Source organism: Ruegeria sp. YTSA226, from assembly GCF_059609905.1.
Genome location: NZ_JBXWMQ010000004.1, coordinates 44,336 through 60,287, shown reverse-complemented (window position 1 = coordinate 60,287; position 15,952 = coordinate 44,336). Strand labels below are relative to the sequence as shown.

19 protein-coding genes are annotated in these 15,952 nt (G+C 56.3%); 9 read left to right on the top strand and 10 right to left on the bottom strand.

Annotation, left to right across the window (positions count from 1 at the left end; genetic code table 11):
- Positions 1-7 precede the first annotated feature (7 nt).
- Together AC2FFF_RS07340 and AC2FFF_RS07335 are read right to left on the bottom strand one after the other, a co-directional pair.
- Positions 8-1,045: an efflux RND transporter periplasmic adaptor subunit gene (locus tag AC2FFF_RS07340; protein WP_281972671.1), complete on the bottom strand. Its 1,038-nt coding sequence runs from the start codon at positions 1,043-1,045 to the stop codon at positions 8-10.
- Complete coding sequence (locus AC2FFF_RS07335; protein ID WP_281972670.1) at positions 1,042-1,509, bottom strand: MarR family winged helix-turn-helix transcriptional regulator; 468 nt, start codon at positions 1,507-1,509, stop codon at positions 1,042-1,044. Before AC2FFF_RS07335 ends, AC2FFF_RS07340 begins: the two co-directional genes overlap by 4 nt.
- 166 nt (positions 1,510-1,675) lie before the next feature.
- Between AC2FFF_RS07335 and AC2FFF_RS07330 the strand changes: the two genes are divergently transcribed.
- Positions 1,676-2,800: a beta-ketoacyl-ACP synthase III gene (locus tag AC2FFF_RS07330; RefSeq protein WP_281972669.1), complete on the top strand. Its 1,125-nt coding sequence runs from the start codon at positions 1,676-1,678 to the stop codon at positions 2,798-2,800.
- Between the two features lie 220 nt (positions 2,801-3,020).
- Here the strand turns inward: AC2FFF_RS07330 and AC2FFF_RS07325 are convergent, their stop codons facing one another.
- Entirely contained in the window at positions 3,021-3,482 is a 462-nt protein-coding gene (locus AC2FFF_RS07325; RefSeq protein WP_142636888.1) for a hypothetical protein, read from the bottom strand.
- Positions 3,483-3,835: 353 nt separating this feature from the next.
- Between AC2FFF_RS07325 and AC2FFF_RS07320 the strand changes: the two genes are divergently transcribed.
- A complete protein-coding gene (locus AC2FFF_RS07320; protein WP_142636576.1) occupies positions 3,836-4,414 on the top strand; it encodes a thymidine kinase in 579 nt (192 codons plus the stop codon).
- On the opposite strand, the gene AC2FFF_RS07315 is transcribed toward AC2FFF_RS07320, so the two are convergent.
- The 5 genes from AC2FFF_RS07315 to AC2FFF_RS07295 all read right to left on the bottom strand — a co-directional run bounded on the left by AC2FFF_RS07315 (position 4,411) and on the right by AC2FFF_RS07295 (position 7,600).
- Positions 4,411-5,361 carry a 2-hydroxyacid dehydrogenase gene (locus AC2FFF_RS07315; protein ID WP_281972668.1) on the bottom strand — a complete coding sequence of 317 codons (951 nt, stop codon included), beginning with the start codon at positions 5,359-5,361 and terminating at the stop codon, positions 4,411-4,413. The two genes, AC2FFF_RS07320 and AC2FFF_RS07315, sit on opposite strands and share 4 nt — an antisense overlap.
- Positions 5,361-5,699: a tRNA-binding protein gene (locus tag AC2FFF_RS07310; protein WP_142636572.1), complete on the bottom strand. Its 339-nt coding sequence runs from the start codon at positions 5,697-5,699 to the stop codon at positions 5,361-5,363. The genes AC2FFF_RS07315 and AC2FFF_RS07310 overlap by 1 nt, the downstream gene beginning before the upstream one ends.
- Positions 5,692-6,507 carry a pyrroline-5-carboxylate reductase gene (gene proC, locus AC2FFF_RS07305; protein ID WP_281972667.1) on the bottom strand — a complete coding sequence of 272 codons (816 nt, stop codon included), beginning with the start codon at positions 6,505-6,507 and terminating at the stop codon, positions 5,692-5,694. Before proC ends, AC2FFF_RS07310 begins: the two co-directional genes overlap by 8 nt.
- Positions 6,508-6,543: 36 nt before the next feature.
- A complete protein-coding gene (locus tag AC2FFF_RS07300; RefSeq protein WP_281972666.1) occupies positions 6,544-7,044 on the bottom strand; it encodes a type III secretion system chaperone family protein in 501 nt (166 codons plus the stop codon).
- 307 nt (positions 7,045-7,351) lie between these two features.
- A complete protein-coding gene (locus AC2FFF_RS07295) occupies positions 7,352-7,600 on the bottom strand; it encodes an accessory factor UbiK family protein (protein WP_142636566.1) in 249 nt (82 codons plus the stop codon).
- Positions 7,601-7,697: 97 nt separating this feature from the next.
- Here AC2FFF_RS07295 and lgt point away from each other — a divergent pair, with 97 nt between their 5' ends.
- From lgt to pgeF, 3 genes are read left to right on the top strand one after another with little or no spacing between them, the layout of a single operon-like run.
- The gene (lgt, locus tag AC2FFF_RS07290; RefSeq protein ID WP_281972665.1) at positions 7,698-8,579 is read left to right on the top strand and encodes a prolipoprotein diacylglyceryl transferase; all 882 of its coding nucleotides are present in this window, start codon (positions 7,698-7,700) and stop codon (positions 8,577-8,579) included.
- On the top strand, positions 8,579-9,646 hold the full coding sequence (locus AC2FFF_RS07285; protein WP_281972664.1) for a class I SAM-dependent methyltransferase: 1,068 nt from the start codon (positions 8,579-8,581) through the stop codon (positions 9,644-9,646). Before lgt ends, AC2FFF_RS07285 begins: the two co-directional genes overlap by 1 nt.
- On the top strand, positions 9,643-10,401 hold the full coding sequence (pgeF, locus tag AC2FFF_RS07280) for a peptidoglycan editing factor PgeF (RefSeq protein WP_271949221.1): 759 nt from the start codon (positions 9,643-9,645) through the stop codon (positions 10,399-10,401). The genes AC2FFF_RS07285 and pgeF overlap by 4 nt, the downstream gene beginning before the upstream one ends.
- A gap of 241 nt (positions 10,402-10,642) precedes the next feature.
- Here pgeF and AC2FFF_RS07275 read toward each other — a convergent pair whose 3' ends face one another.
- Positions 10,643-10,822, bottom strand: a complete 180-nt coding sequence (locus AC2FFF_RS07275; protein WP_185956677.1) for a hypothetical protein — start codon at positions 10,820-10,822, stop codon at positions 10,643-10,645.
- Positions 10,823-11,127: 305 nt separating this feature from the next.
- Here AC2FFF_RS07275 and AC2FFF_RS07270 point away from each other — a divergent pair, with 305 nt between their 5' ends.
- On the top strand, positions 11,128-11,910 hold the full coding sequence (locus tag AC2FFF_RS07270) for a Hint domain-containing protein (RefSeq protein ID WP_271949219.1): 783 nt from the start codon (positions 11,128-11,130) through the stop codon (positions 11,908-11,910).
- 116 nt (positions 11,911-12,026) lie between these two features.
- Here AC2FFF_RS07270 and AC2FFF_RS07265 read toward each other — a convergent pair whose 3' ends face one another.
- Entirely contained in the window at positions 12,027-12,527 is a 501-nt protein-coding gene (locus tag AC2FFF_RS07265) for an Lrp/AsnC family transcriptional regulator (RefSeq protein WP_142636556.1), read from the bottom strand.
- 225 nt (positions 12,528-12,752) lie between these two features.
- Between AC2FFF_RS07265 and trxB the strand changes: the two genes are divergently transcribed.
- From trxB to AC2FFF_RS07250, 3 genes are read left to right on the top strand one after another with little or no spacing between them, the layout of a single operon-like run.
- Positions 12,753-13,694 carry a thioredoxin-disulfide reductase gene (gene trxB / locus AC2FFF_RS07260; protein ID WP_282021515.1) on the top strand — a complete coding sequence of 314 codons (942 nt, stop codon included), beginning with the start codon at positions 12,753-12,755 and terminating at the stop codon, positions 13,692-13,694.
- Between the two features lie 4 nt (positions 13,695-13,698).
- On the top strand, positions 13,699-14,166 hold the full coding sequence (locus AC2FFF_RS07255) for an RES family NAD+ phosphorylase (RefSeq protein WP_282021516.1): 468 nt from the start codon (positions 13,699-13,701) through the stop codon (positions 14,164-14,166).
- Between the two features lie 60 nt (positions 14,167-14,226).
- The gene (locus AC2FFF_RS07250; protein WP_496882905.1) at positions 14,227-15,897 is read left to right on the top strand and encodes an adenylate/guanylate cyclase domain-containing protein; all 1,671 of its coding nucleotides are present in this window, start codon (positions 14,227-14,229) and stop codon (positions 15,895-15,897) included.
- Positions 15,898-15,952 lie beyond the last annotated feature (55 nt).

Sequence of the window (15,952 nt, the reverse complement as noted above, 5' to 3'; positions counted from 1 at the left end):
CCGCCCCTTAGTTGGCAAGGCCGGTAAAGCGGCGCACCACCTGACCGTCAATCAAAACGTCGCCGCCGGCGACAACGATTTCTTCCCCGTCACTTAGGCCGTCCAGTACGTTGACATCACCAGTTTCCGTGGGCTCGATGGTAACGGGGACGCGGCGCAGTGTCCCTTGGTCAGCCCCAGTCGGAGAAAACACCATTACGCCCAGCGCCCCTTCGACATCGGCCACAATGGCTGTAGGCGGAACAAAGATCCCCCGTTTCTGGTCCTTGACCCGAACGGTCACAGTAGCCGACGAACCAGGCAGAATTTGCAGCCCTTCAGGCGGTGTCAGGCCAAATTGGATGCGGAAGGTTTGACCGACACTTGAAGATTCAGCATCGAATTCGCGGATCTGAAGCGGGAAGACTTCGTCGCTCACCGGAAATTTCGCGGTGATGGTGATGTCATCCTGCTGGCCTGACCGTTGAAACAAAATTTCGGGTACGTCGACCTCAATCCGAAGTTCGGACATATCATGGATGCGCACGATCGGGGTACCTGCGGAAACAGTGGTAAAGGCCTCGACCGCCCGGCTGGACACCAGCGCGTTAAACGGTGCCGTCAATGTCGCCTGTTCCAGGTCGTATAGCGCGTCACGCACAGCGATATCAGCCAGTTGCGCCGCAGTCTCAGAGTCGTCCACAGCCACTTGGCTGGCCGCAGTTCCCCGCAGCCGAGACAGGCGGGCCAGGGTCCGATCCGCCTGATCTTTCTGCAGAACGGCACGATCATAGCGGCGCTGGAACGGCTCGCGATCCAGCTCGGCGATCAGCTCACCCTTGGGGATGACAAATCCTTCAGCCACTGGCATTTCAATGATCTGTCCAGCCACCTGAAAGGCCAGATCAACCGTTTGCCGCGCAGCGACGCGACCAAAGAACTGACGTGTGAACCCAGGTGTGGTTTCCTTTACCACCATCAGCTTTACCGGCTTGGCAGCTTCTTCAGCCATGATTGAGCTGGAGAGAATGGTCAGGGCCACGCCCAAAGCAGAGATCAGTTTCATTTCTTCAGTCCCTCGGGAATTCCAGTTTTCAGTATGTTTTCCCGGATCTTCCGGGCCAGTCTTGCGAATTCTGCCGTTTCATCTTTGGTCAGTCCGGACGCGCGCTGAAACAGGGCGCCCGCTTGGGCCACAAGCATCTGGCGTGTTTCTGTGCCTTTTTCGGTCAAAACCAAAAGCCATGCACGGCGGTCCTCAGGGTCGCGTTCGCGCCTCAGATAGCCCGCTTTTTCCAAGGCATCGGCGGTCGACGTGATTGTCGAAGGAACTGACAGCATGTCAGCCGCTAAAACGCCCATGCGCCTGGGCTGATCCAATTTGATCACCATATGGCATTCCTGATGGCTCAGCTCTATTTCGATGGCATCGAAGCTCTCCTCGAGCTTCCAATAGAGCGCATACACACCCATCATCGCCTGCATCTCGTGGCTTAAGCGATGCAACAGAGTGTTATGATCATGGGCCATGGGATGATTCCTTGCAGAATTTGACGCGTATATACTTCGAAAAACGAACTATTCAAGAACTGAAGCTCAATTTCCAACCAAGCTTAACATTCCCTGGGGTCAATCTCTCTTGAACAATACCAATCATAACGGCATTTTGGGTGAATCCAGAAATCCAGGACCCAACATGTATACGCCAGCAATCACCGGCTCGGGTGTTTTCACGCCAGATAATGTCATTACGAATGCCGAGCTCGTTTCGGCCTTCAATGCATATGCCGACAAGATGAACACCCAGAACGCAGAGGCGATTGCCGCTGGTGACGTTGAACCGATGCAGCATTCGTCTGAAGAGTTCATTCTGAAGGCCTCCGGAATCGAAAACCGCTATGTGATGGACAAAGCGGGCGTTCTGGATCCCGACGTGATGCACCCGCTGTTTCGTCAGCGCTCTGACGATGAACCTGGCATCATGACCGAAATGGCCGTTGACGCCTGCAAGAAAGCGCTGGCACAGGCTGGGCGCAACGGGGACGATGTTGATCTGGTAATCTGCGCGGCTTCGAACCATGAACGGGCTTATCCTGCAATCGCGATCGAGATCCAGCAGGCGCTGGGATGCAAAGGGTTCGGATTCGACATGAACGTTGCCTGTTCTTCGGCCACGTTCGGCATTCAGGCGGCGGCGGATATGGTCAGGTCCGGTTCGGTAAAATGTGCGCTTGTGGTAAACCCCGAGATTTGCACGGGCCACCTGGAATGGCGTGACCGAGATTGCCACTTTATTTTTGGTGACGTGGCAACGGCCACCGTGATCGAACGGATCGAGGATGCGACCGGACCGCATTTCGAGATTTTGTCGACCAGCTGCGCCACGGATTTTTCCAACAACATCCGAAACAATAATGGCTTCCTGCGTCGCACTCGGCCAGAGGGATTGACCGACCGCCGCGATATGCAGTTCATGCAAAACGGCCGTAAAGTGTTCAAAGAGGTTCTTCCAATGGTCAGCAAACACATTGCCGATCACATGGACGCCGAAGGGATCAGCAACGCCGATCTCAAACGTCTTTGGCTGCATCAGGCGAATAAAACGATGAATGATTTCATCGGTAAAAAAGTCATGGGCCGCGAACCCGCCCCCGGAGAGCAGCCAAACATCCTGCAAGACTATGCGAACACGTCCTCGGCAGGGTCGATCATCGCATTTTCGAAATACTCGGACGATTTCACCGATGGCGAGATCGGCCTTATCTGTTCCTTCGGAGCAGGGTATTCCGTGGGTTCGGTAATCGTGAAACGGCACGGTTAAGACAACACTCCGCGCAACCACAAATTCGTACAAGAAAGCCGGGCTCATCCGACCCGGCTTGGTTGTTTGATCCTTGTTTCAGTACTGGCATCACCCCGTCCGGCGGCAAGCGGCAAAAGCCCCAGCATGCGAGCGTTCAGATCGGGTCAAGCTTGACCTAGCATGTCATGAGTATCGGTACGTACACCAAACTGGATCAAGACACCCAGCTTCCCTTGCCTCAGCTCACGCTTTCTTCTTCCAGGTGCAGCTTCATCTCGATCAGAACATGCTGCAGCAGGCTGGTTTCCTTCAACAGGCGTTTGGCCTCGTTCACCGTGATAATACCGTCTTCGATAGCAGACTGGTATTCGGTCATAAGCATGGCAAAGCGTTGGCTCAACGCGATGACATCCGAATTCACACCTCCGGTGCGAGGAGCGTCCGTGTTGCGGCCATCATATGACAGCGTAATGTTCTTGAGGTCGGCCAAAGCCGACGTCACATGCGGAAAGTTGGCCACTGCTTCAAGGCGCGCAACTGCATCAACCGGCATGAACCGATCAGCATGCTCTGCATTATCTGAATAATATCGGCCAAGCGTGGCTTTGGATTTACCCGTGATCTCGCACGCGGACTCAATTCCAACGTCCTTGACCAACGCTTCGGTGTGCTTTTTGAGATAGGCCCCGATATCTGCCATGTTTTTACCTTTGCTACCTGCCTTCCCCACTACATCTGCCATTGCGGGGGAAAGGGAAATGAAATTTCCCATACCTGATTCATAATTGAAATGCGATATGTTGGCTATCCCTCAGATATGCGAGGGTTTTGTGAGTGAGTGGCGGCAATAATGCCGGTAGCGAGTGATAGCGGGGCACATATTAGCCCCGCTTCGTTTAGGCCGCTTATAGGCCGAAGGCGTCGCTGTTGTGAGTGCAGGGGCTCCATCCCCAAAGAGCGTGAGCTCATCCCCTAACTGGACAACGGCGGCGTCGCTCATTTCGCCACATGAGATGGCTTGCCCAGGCGGGGCTGGCGAATTAGACCCGAGCCATGGCAAAACTTTACTTCAACTACTCGACTATGAACGCGGGCAAATCGACCGTGTTGCTGCAGGCCTCGCATAATTATCGCGAGCGCGGCATGGATACTTACCTGATGACGGCTGCATTGGATGGGCGCGCCGGTGCTGGGAAAATTGCCTCGCGGATTGGGATATCATCCGAGGCTGATACTTTTGACACCGATGATGATGTTTTCGCCATGATCGAAGCCCGTCTGGCGCAAGGCAAAATTGCATGTGTCTTTATCGACGAAGCCCAGTTCCTGACCGAAGATCAGGTCTGGCAACTGGCCCGCGCCGTAGATGACCTGAACGTGCCGGTGCTGGCTTATGGGTTGCGGGTCGATTTTCAGGGCCGGCTATTTCCCGGATCGGCCGCCTTGCTGGCGCTGGCGGATGAGATGCGTGAGGTTCGCACGATCTGCGAATGCGGCCGCAAGGCAACAATGGTGATTCGTCAGGACGAGAATGGAAATCCCATCACCCAAGGTGCTCAGGTCCAAATTGGTGGCAACGAAACCTATGTCTCGCTGTGCCGCAGGCATTGGCGCGAGGCCGTGGGCACCTAAACCGGATTTGGCAGCGGGCGCCCCTGAACAAAGGCCGCAACATTATCTAGCGCCATGTGCCCCATAGCGCTGCGGACCTCCTCAGTCGCGGTACCCAGGTGGGGCAACAGGGTCACGTTCTGCAAATCTATCAGAGCTTGCGGCACTGCGGGTTCGAATTCGTAGACATCCAGACCCGCACCCGCGATTTGCTTTTCTTGCAACGCCGAAATCAGGGCCGATTCATCCAATACCTCTCCCCGAGAAATATTGATCAGGATGGCAGCAGCGTTCATCGCCTGCAGCACCTGCGCATTGATCAGATGCCGGGTTTCGGCACCGCCCGGCACAGCCAGGATCAGGAAATCGACACCGGCAGCCAAAGCTTTGAGGTCTGAGACATAATCCGCCGGAAACTCTAACTCCTTTGGACTGCGCGATTGATAGGCGACGTGCATACCAAACCCATATTGGCAACGTCGCGCGATGGCTTGCCCAATGCGCCCCATGCCCACAATGCCGACCCGTTTGCCGGTTACGTGATGGCCCAACATCTGTGTCGGGTGCCAGCCCTGCCAAAGGTTTGAACGTACCAGCCGTTCGCCTTCTCCGGCGCGGCGGGCCGTGGACAGCAGCAATGTCATGGCAATATCGGCCGTAGCGTCAGTGACAGCGCCAGGCGTATTGGTCACCGCGATTCCGGCCTGACGGGCCGCCTCCACATCTATGTGATTATACCCAACCCCAAAGTTTGCCAGCAGTTTGCACCGCGGTTCCGGCACCTCAGCAAATATCTGGGCCGAGAACAGGTCGCCCAAGGTCGGCACCACCACATCGAATTCGGACAGCGCATGCCCCATTTCCTTGAGTGACATCGGCAAGGTTTCACTGCGCATCTCTGCGTCGAACTCCGCGCGTGCACGTGCTGCGACAGAGGCGGTCATCGGTCGGGCAATGAACACACGCATCAATGCATCCGCCCACCGGTTGGAACCTTGCCATCCGGCCCGATCAGGACGATCTCACCAGTTTCATCGGGCAATCCCAACACAAGCACTTCGGACATGAACTTGCCGATCTGGCGCGGAGGGAAATTTATCACCGCCATCACCTGCTTGCCCACCAATGAGGCGGGATCATAATGCGCAGTGATCTGGGCCGAGGTTTTCCGCTCGCCGATATCTCGTCCAAAATCGATCCACATCTTGATCGCTGGCTTGCGCGCTTCGGGGAAGGGCTCGGCGCGGATAACCTCGCCGACGCGAATGTCGACCTTGAGAAAATCGTCGAATGTAATTTCACTCACGAGACAGCTCCTTGGACCGATCAGTTGCGGCTTTAACAGCGCGGTGCAGCAGGTCGGGAAAACCGAATTCGTCGTGCATCAGGACCTCAAGCGCGGCCTGCGTGGTTCCATTAGGCGAAGTGACATTGACGCGCAGTTGCGAAGGGTCCTCGTCAGACGCCATGGCCAAGGCCCCTGCCCCGGCGACCGTGGACTTGGCCAGCCTCATCGCCAAATCATGTGGCAGGCCCTGAGCCTGACCCGCAGCAGCGAGCGTTTCTATAAGGTGGAATACATAGGCAGGGCCGGACCCGCTCAGCCCGGTAACGGCATCAATCTGCGCCTCATCCTGCAATCTGACCGTCTCACCGACCGCAGATAGCAGGTTTTCGGCTAGGGCCAGATCCGCATCCGAAACAGCAGAATTTCCAATCAACGCCGTAATTCCCTGTCGGATCGCCGCCGGGGTGTTCGGCATGGCACGCACGATTGGTGTTTTCTGGCCCAACACCTCTTCGAATGTGGAGATCGAGGTGCCCGCCGCCACCGACACGAACAGGCTGCGCCCACCGCCCAGGGCTGTAATTGCGGGCAGTGCATCGCCCATCATCTGTGGCTTTACCGCGACCAGCACTACCGCAGGCGCTTCGGGTAGCGGGGTATTGATGTTGACGCCCGACGATTTCAGCCAATCCGACGGGAAAGGATCAATCACCCAGACTGACGAGGCAGGAAGGCCATGCCCTAACCACCCGGCAAGCATGGCCGATCCCATCTTTCCGCATCCCAAAAGCACCAGCCCCTGTTCGGCGACGCGTGACATGTCCATGATTGCCCCTCCGCTTATTTGGCTCGGGGCAAAGCTTTACGCGCGGCCGTAGGCCTCTGCAATGGCGACTTGCATCGCGTCTTCCGGGGTACGGTTGCCCCATGTGACCAGTTGGATCGCGGGATAATAACGCTCGGCGCTCAGGACCGCTGCAGTGATCATCGTATCAATCTGTTCCGGGCTGGCCATCTGACCACCCGCAAGAACCAGACCGTAGCGGTAAACCATCAGCTTCTGATTGGCCCAGTATGTGAAGGCCCCGGCCCAGCACTGATCGTTCATCTTGTTCAGCAGTTCATAAAGCTCGGCCTCGCGCGCCTCAGGTGGCTCCATCTCGAACGAGCACACCATACGCAGCGTTTCGTCATAATTCGACCAAGCCAGCGTAATTGAGTAGGTGCGCCACTGTCCTTCGACAGCCATTGCGATCTGATCATCCCCGATCCGATCAAAGTCCCAATCGTGATGTTCGGCAAGATGTTCAACAATGTCGATCGGATGAAGGTCTTCTTCAAGAAACTGCTCGGAAAGGGCCATAATGCCACCTCACTAATTTCTAGCATTTCGGGGCTGGCAGCGCCCCAGCGCTAGTTGCCTGCTCTACAAGCCGGGCTTCCCCCATAGGCCTGTACTAAATATGGTGCGCTGTGTGTGGTGGCCTGACAACCCCCATTTTTGGGGATAACAGCAATAAGTTGTGGATAGCTGGCAACGGGGATCAAAATATTGGCATCAGATGCAGCTTTGTCTTGATTAATTCCCGCAAGACGGCATGATGCACAACACCGCACAACCCAGAACCGGATTGCGCGGCGTTTGTCTTTTTCCAAAATTTCGCGGGGGATTATTCGCCCAGCTTGGCTTCCAACGCTGCAATGCGCGCCTCGAGCGCTGTGTTTTCCTCGCGCGCTTTCTGAGCCATGGCACGGACAGCGTCGAATTCTTCGCGTGTGACGAAATCGCGATCAGCCAGCCAACGGTCAATCATCGACTTCATGGCGTTCTCCGCCTCGTCCTTTGCGCCTTGGGCAACACCCATGGCGTTGGTCATGAGTTGGGAAACATCATCCAGAATCTTGTTGCGGGTTTGCATGGTTATCCTCCGATTTGGCGGTTGGTCTCTATATGGGGAATGATTGGCGCAGGCTCAAGGTTGACTTAACCCTCAAAGCCCGGGCAATGAGACGCACATGCAGGCTGTTCTGAATTTCCCCGATCTGTCGCCCGAACTTTTCTCGATCTCGCTGTTCGGGATGGAGTTCGCACTTAGATGGTACGCCCTCGCCTATATCGCTGGGATTGTGATTGCATGGCGCCTGGGGGTGATCGCCCTAAAGCGCCCCGCCCTGTGGCCCGACAAGGCGCCACCTATGCAACCCGCCCAGCTTGAGGATCTGATCACCTGGATCATTCTGGGCGTTATTCTGGGCGGGCGACTTGGGTTCGTGCTGTTTTATCAACCAGCCTATTACCTTTCGAACCCGATCGAAATTCTGATGGTCTGGCAGGGCGGCATGGCCTTCCACGGTGGATTGCTAGGCGTCGTCGTGGCCTCATATATCTATGCAAGACGTCACCAAATTTCGATTTTGCCGCTTGCTGATCTGATCGCGCATACCGTGCCGCCTGGGCTGTTATTGGGTCGTGTTGCGAATTTCATCAACGCCGAACTGTGGGGAAGGCCCAGCGACCTGCCCTGGGCCTTTGTATTCCCCGGTGCCGCCGCCCAAAACTGCCCGGAGGTTATTGGTCTTTGCGCCCGCCACCCCTCTCAGCTTTACGAAGCCGCGCTTGAGGGGTTGCTGCTGGGTGCCTTGCTCTTGTGGCTGGCCTATCGGCGCCACGCTTTCCTACGGCCCGGTCTGGTCACAGGCGTGTTTATGGCGGGCTATGGCGCATCGCGTTTCATTGTCGAGTTTTTCCGGCAACCCGATGCACAGTTTGTTTCGGCCGGAAATCCGCTTGGACTTGCGTGGCAAATGGGCGGCTACGGCCTGACCATGGGCCAGTTACTGTCTTTGCCAATGATTGCCTTTGGCCTTTGGCTGGCATCACGCGCTAAGGCCAAGTGATGACCCTCGCCAACCTCTTACAGGCACGTATCGCACAAGACGGCCCGATGAGTGTAGCCGACTATATGACCGAATGCCTGCTGCACCCGACACTGGGATATTACTCCACCCGCGACCCCCTTGGCCCGCAGGGCGATTTCATCACCGCCCCGGAAATCAGCCAGATGTTTGGCGAACTGATCGGGCTCAGCCTTGCGCAATGCTGGATTGACCAGGGGCGTCCGGGCCGTTTCACGCTAGCGGAGCTGGGTCCCGGGCGCGGAACGCTGATGGCTGACATACTGCGTGCAACACAGGGCGTGGATGGCTTTCACGCGGCGGCAGATATTGTTCTGCTTGAGGCCTCACCAACCCTGCGCACCATTCAGGCAAAGACGCTGGATGCCTATGCTCCACGCTGGATTACATCGGTCACCGATCTACCCGATTCCCCGCTTTTGCTGGTGGCAAACGAGTTCTTTGACGCTCTGCCCATTCGCCAATTCATCCGCGATGACAGCGATTGGCGGGAACGTTTGATCGGGATGAAGGACGAATCACTGGCTTTTGGCCTGGGGCCGCGGTCACCACAGATCGCTTTGAAGAACCGGCTTGAGGACACGCAGGATGGGGATCTGGTCGAGCTTTGCCCTTCGGCCATACCGGTCATCACTGTGATCGCCGGACGGATCGCGACCCATGGCGGAGCCGGACTGATCCTGGATTATGGCGACTGGCATTCGCTTGGGGATACGTTTCAAGCGCTACATGCCCACAAGCCGATAGACCCGCTTTCCAGCCCCGGACAAGCTGATCTGACCGCCCATGTGGACTTCGAACCTCTGGCGAGCGCAGCGCGAGCTGCGGGCTGCGCCCATTCGCGCCTGACACCCCAAGGCGTTTTTCTGGAACGGCTGGGCATCACTGCGCGGGCGCAAGCATTGGCGAAACCACTCAGCGGGTCCAAGCTTGAGGCGTTGATAGCCGCACATCGCCGGTTGACGCATCCAGAGGAAATGGGAAACCTGTTCAAAGTACTGGGCCTGTACCCATCTTATGCCGCATTACCACCGGGACTGGAATCATGACGCTGGAAATTCTGACTTCGGATCTCTTGTCATCCGTACGCCATGGTTTTTTCTGCCGCCGAGGCGGGGCCTCATCCGGGATATTTGCAGGGCTCAACTGCGGTCATGGATCATCTGACCAGACCGAGGCTGTCGCGATAAACCGTAACCGCGTAGCGGATGCGATGGAGGTCGATCCCGGATCCCTTATCGGGGTGCATCAGGTGCATTCACCGACGGTCATAACTGTTGATGGTCCAATCGACGGGGAAAAGCCTAAAGCAGACGCGTTGGTTACGGCCTATCCCGGGCTGGCGCTGACCATCCTCACGGCGGATTGCCAACCTGTTCTTTTTGCCGACACCCACGCAAAAGTGATAGGAGCTGCACATGCGGGTTGGCGCGGCGCGCTAGACGGTGTGCTTGAGGCCACGTTGGACTCCATGGAGGCGCTAGGAGCACGGCGCGAGAATACAGTGGCTGTCATAGGGCCCACAATCTCTCAAACTGCGTATGAGGTCGGACCCGAGTTCCTAGAAGAATTTGCCACTGAATCATCAGAAAACCTGCGATTCTTCGCAAATGGAACGGGTGATCGGATGCAATTTGACCTCCCGTCCTATGGGCTGCACCGGTTACGTCAGGCTGGTGTCGGGCATGCAGAGTGGATTCGTCATTGCACCTATTCGGACCCGAACAGATTCTATTCGTACCGCCGATCGGTTCATGCAAAAGAAGCCGACTACGGCCGCCTGATTTCCGCAATCAAACTGTGACGCGCGCCCTGATTGTGGCGAAATCGCCGCTTTTTCGCCACATTTGTTGTGTCTATATGAGTCGCCAAAATTAGGTTTTATTGCCCTCTCTCAGATGGTTATCTGCATATTTCCGAATGTGAGCGCGGCTAGATTAAGAAAAGGAAACAACCAACTTTCTTTTGTCCCAGATTCAACCCGCGTCAGCCTTATGGCCGCCTCAATATGGCGACACGTTAGGCTCAGATTGGGTCGTTAGGCACTAAGCCTTGAACGAGTAGGACAACAGGATGAAACAAAGATCCCGCTTTCTCAGCGCTGTTCTGAAAGCGTCCAGAGAGCAAAAACTGGAGATGCCGTGGAAGCGGGTTTCCAGCCGTTCTGCCAGTGTGGCGCGCCGTTTGGCTTCGCGACGCTGATTAGACAGGCCTACCAAAGCCATTCTGCCGGCTTTGAGGGTCAAGACACACAGCGGGGGTGCTCCGATCCGGTGTGTGGCGCTTCACAGACGCTTTCTGTGAATGTGTTTAGGAGTTTGTGTGCGTAGACAATTTTCGTCTGCGAGTTGTGAGTTTGTCTGGGGGGTCAATGTGTTGACCAAGAGTTTGCGAAATTCCATCGCACCGCGCGGCCGTTACAGCCGACGTCTCGAAGTCGCCATAGCATTCAAGACAAAGAAAACCGATCAGGTGGGCCTGTACGGGGGTTCAGCCTTCCTGAGCGGATGTTTGAGGGGACGGAATTAGTATGACTATTCCACATTCTTTGGCCCGCGCCGCAAGAAACGCCGTCGATACGTCGACAATGCTGCGCGAGATTCCAAGAAATACAACAAAACAAAAAGCGCAGCTGCGGCGCTATGAGGTCAGTTCATTGTTGAGCAATGGCGAGGTATCCCAAACCCGCCACATCGCGCCAGCGCTGCCCATGTTCGAGGATGCGTTTTGTGCCTTTACGCGGGGTTCGCTTGTCGAAACCGAAAACGGGCCGATAGCGATCGAAGATCTTTTACCTGGCGATACGGTTTTGACCCAGAATGGAACTTCGGAAACCGTGGTCTGGAAGGGCTCGGTTACTTTGATCCCCGGTCGCGAAGACTCGCGTGGTCGCACGCGCCCGCTGACACGCATCATGGCGGATACCTTCGGAATGCAAAAACCGATGTCAGGCGTGACTGTCGGTCCGGCTGCGCGCCTGTTAGGCACCCCAGCACATCTGCGGCACTTGTATGGCGGATCTCCTGTTTTGACGCCCGCACACGAGTTCCAAGACGGGATGGGCGTCATCGAGATGCTACCGCCTACCCCAATCGAATTGTTTCACATCTGTCTGAAACGCCATTCGGTTATCAAGGTAGACGGATTACAGTTTGAATCATATCATCCAGGCGTAAATGCGGTTCGGATGATCAGCCATTCGCTTCGCTCAATCTATTTGAACTTGTTCGAGCATGTCGAATCGCTAAATGACTTTGGCCCGCTGCAGTTACCGCGTGCCGGAGATGGAGAGGTGGACGCAATCACTGCCTGAGTTTTAACCAGTACTGCAAAGTGGGGGCTTTATGCAGATTTTAATTAGTTGGGTTTTGTTTCTGGTTGTCACGGCGATTCTGCCGCCGTGCACCAGCCGTCACAAAAGGATGCGCTTTACGCCGTCCGGTTCATTCGTTCTTCCAGGACGTCAAACGGTACACCGGGCTCGTCCTTAGCGCCGCGTATCACAAGTGAGGTTTTAACGCTGGCTACGTTTGGCGTGGTCAGCAACTCGCCTGTTAAAAACTGCTGAAAGCTGCTGAGATCCGGAGCGACGCATTTCAGAATAAAATCCACTTCGCCGTTCAACATGTGGCATTCACGGACAAGTGGCCACTCGCGGCAGCGTTCCTCGAATGCGCTGAGTTCGGCTTCGGCTTGGCTTTCCAGTCCGACGCTTGCAAAGACCTGAACCTCAAAACCCAGCTCACGCGCATTCACTTCCGCGTGGTATCCGCGGATAAGGCCCGAGTCCTCCAATGTGCGCACGCGCCGCAGGCACGGAGGCGCGGAAATTCCCACACGTTTCGCGAGCTCTACATTGGTCATGCGACCGTCTGCCTGCAATTCTGCCAGAATCTTGCGGTCAATCTCGTCCAGCCGTGTCGCGACCATAAAAAGCTCCTGAATTTTCGGTTGTTATATCAGCACCCAAGGGATGCGCAATAATGTTTCGCGTTTGCGCAATATTCTTTGGTTTTCCAGGTATTTTTCTAGCGCGAGTTGTGAAACGGATTCTCCGATACGGCACGAAGGGGCTTTAAGCGCCTCAAGGGGGTCGCTATATCCATTCGCCAAGGGGCCGCAGGCCCGTATCAGGCAGATCGAGTCGGGGGTATCATGGCCGAAACAAAACACACCAGGGTTCTGATAATCGGATCAGGACCTGCCGGTTATACTGCGGGCGTCTATGCCAGCCGTGCGATGCTGGAACCAATCCTGGTTCAGGGCATCGAGCCGGGCGGACAGCTGACGACCACCACCGAGGTCGAGAACTATCCCGGTTTTACCGAAGTCCAGGGGCCTGATCTGATGATCAAGATGCAGGAGCACGCCGCCGCGATGGGGTGCGAAATCATCGGCGACATCATCAGCGATCTGGATGTCTCGAAACGCCCATTCACCGCCAAGGGCGACAGCGGCACCATCTACACTGCCGATGCGGTCATTCTGGCCACTGGCGCGCGCGCGAAATGGCTGGGATTGCCCTCGGAAGAGAAGTTCAAAGGCTTTGGCGTTTCCGCCTGCGCCACATGCGACGGGTTCTTCTATCGCGGGCAGGAGATCGTTGTAATCGGCGGCGGCAATACCGCCGTGGAAGAGGCGCTGTTTCTGACCAACTTTGCCAGCAAAGTCACCTTGATCCATCGCCGCGATGAATTGCGCGCCGAAAAGATTCTGCAGGATCGGCTGATGAAGAACGACAAGATCGAGCCCCTGTGGTTCCACGAACTGGACGAGGTCACCGGAACCGACGCGCCTTTGGGTGTCGAAGGCGTGCGCGTCAAGAATGTGAAAACCGGTGAGATTCGCGAAATCCCCTGCAAAGGTGTTTTCATCGCCATCGGCCACGCGCCCGCGAATGAGCTGGTCAAGGACTCGCTGGAAACCCATATGGGCGGCTATGTGATCACCAAACCGGGCTCCACAGAAACCTCCATTCCAGGTGTCTTTGCTGCCGGAGACCTGACAGATCACATCTACCGTCAAGCCGTTACCAGCGCCGGGATGGGCTGTATGGCCGCGCTGGATGCTGAACGGTTCCTGGCCGAGCAGGATTAATCTGGTGATCGAATTCTCCGGCCCGATCTGGAGAATTCTGTTCCTGTCACAGATAGACGCCCCTTTGGCCCCAGCACGGGCGCCAGAGGGGCGTTTTCATTATGCGGGCCAATTCGCGCTTTATTCTTCGCTGAGCGCTGAGGGTGCCGAAATAGCCATCAAACGCTATGTCTGCCCATCCGATCCACCACGCATTCTTCAAAAATGCCGGATCACCGGCGCTCGGCTGGTAGATCTGCGGGGGCGCAGCGAAGCCTCGGTCGTATGGCAGGATACCCACGAAAAAGAAGGCGCCTCACCCACCTGGCTATTTTCGGATGACGCCCGCGCCAAAGGCGCCGACGGCTTGCTATACAGCTCGCGATCCCGCCCAGAACTCAGTCATGCGGTTTTGTTTAGCACCTCGCCAGAGGTAGTGTGCCTGGATGGGGATCCGCATCCCTGGTTGCCGGGGCATAGAGGCTTCGCTTGACCCCCGCTCTGCGCCGTTACAGACTCTGAGATGCGAGCAAAACGAACACAGGTGAACCGAGTGAAAAGCGTACTATGGCAAGGCGGGTGGGCTACCCGGCTGAGGATCATGAGCGGCCTGATCCTGTTCATCTTTGCCTTCTTTCACTTCATCAATATCGGTCTGGGACTGTTTCATACTGATTATCTCCACGGAATGCAGAAAGGCCGCCATGTCATTACGCGCAACAACATCGGCAGCGCGATTCTATATCTGGCCTTGCTCGTGCATTTTGGGCTGGCGCTGTATTCGTTAGCTCAGCGCAGAACCATGCGAATGCCTTTCAGTCTGGGGCTACAGGTGGTGCTTGGATTTGTGATTCCACTGCAACTGATCTCGCACCTTGTTCACACCCGATACGCACATGCAGTTTTCGGGGTTAATGATGAGATGGGTTATATCATCGCGCTAATGTGGCCCAGCTATGCAATCTGGACTCAAAGTCTGCTTTTGCTGGTGGTCTGGGTCCACAGTTGCATCGGTCTTCACATGTGGCTGCGCCTGACAACCTGGTGGCAAAGGACGCTGCCTTATTTGATCGGGCTCGCCGTGTTCATTCCGTCTTTCGCTCTGGCAGGTCTTTTGACAGAGGGCCGACGCATCTGGGCTGATTTCGCCGACCCGTTTCTGCGCGATCAGTATATCGAACATTACAACTGGCCATCGCCTGAGGCATTTCAGGCTCTGATGGGTGTGAGGCAAGATACGCTGCTTGCATTCGGGCTGGCGGTTGGCGCTACATTGCTTGTGTTTCTGGTGCGCAAAATTTTGCGACGCCGGCATTCGGTGCGCATCAAATATGTGGAAGGCCCCGAAATTGTGGCCGAAAAAGGCATGACTCTGCTTGAGATTTCTCAGGCCAACGGCATTCCCCACACTGCGCTATGTGGTGGCAAGGGGCGCTGCACCACCTGTCGCGTTATTGTCGAGAATGGTGCAGATCAGCTCCCCGTCCCCAGTGAGATCGAGGCCCGCAGCTTGGCTGCCGTGAAAGCACCCGAAGGTGCACGCCTGGCCTGTCAGATCCGCCCGACCGAGCCAATCACGGCCTTTCGGATGTACAATCCCGGTAGCGGTCGCAATCGCGCCCATGCCAGTCAGGGGCAGGAACGTAAACTGGCGGTGCTGTTTCTGGACATGCGCGGGTTCACGGCACTGACCACCGGGCAGTTGCCCTATGACATCGTTTTCCTGCTCAACCGGTTCTTTGACGCCATCGTACCAGCCATCACCTCGGATGGGGGTGTGGTCGACAAGTATATGGGTGACGGGCTGCTGGCAGTGTTTGAAACCGCCGATGCTGCAAGTTCAGCACGGGCCGGGATGAAAGCTGCAGCCAATGTCAGCCGCGCATTGCAACGGTTCAACGAACAACTCGAAACCGAGGGCAGCCCGCTTATCCGCATTGGAATGGGGTTACATCTGGGCGATCTGGTTCTGGGCGAAATCGGCGCCGTGGGCACTGCAAGCCGCACGATTATCGGCGACGCCGTGAATGTCGCCAGCCGATTGGAGGCCGAGACCAAGGGGTTGGGTGTCGAGCTTTTGGTTTCGGGCGATCTGCTGAAGGCAGCGGGGCATGAGAGTTGGCAGAACGATCTGCGCCCCTTCCAGTTGCGTGGGGTAACAAGGCCAATTTCTGCCCTGCCGGTCGAACGTGCATCCAACCTCACCCCCAAGATTGCCGCCTGAGAACACACTCATTCAAACCGGTCTATTTGGCCTTGATCCAAGGGATTGTCGTCGG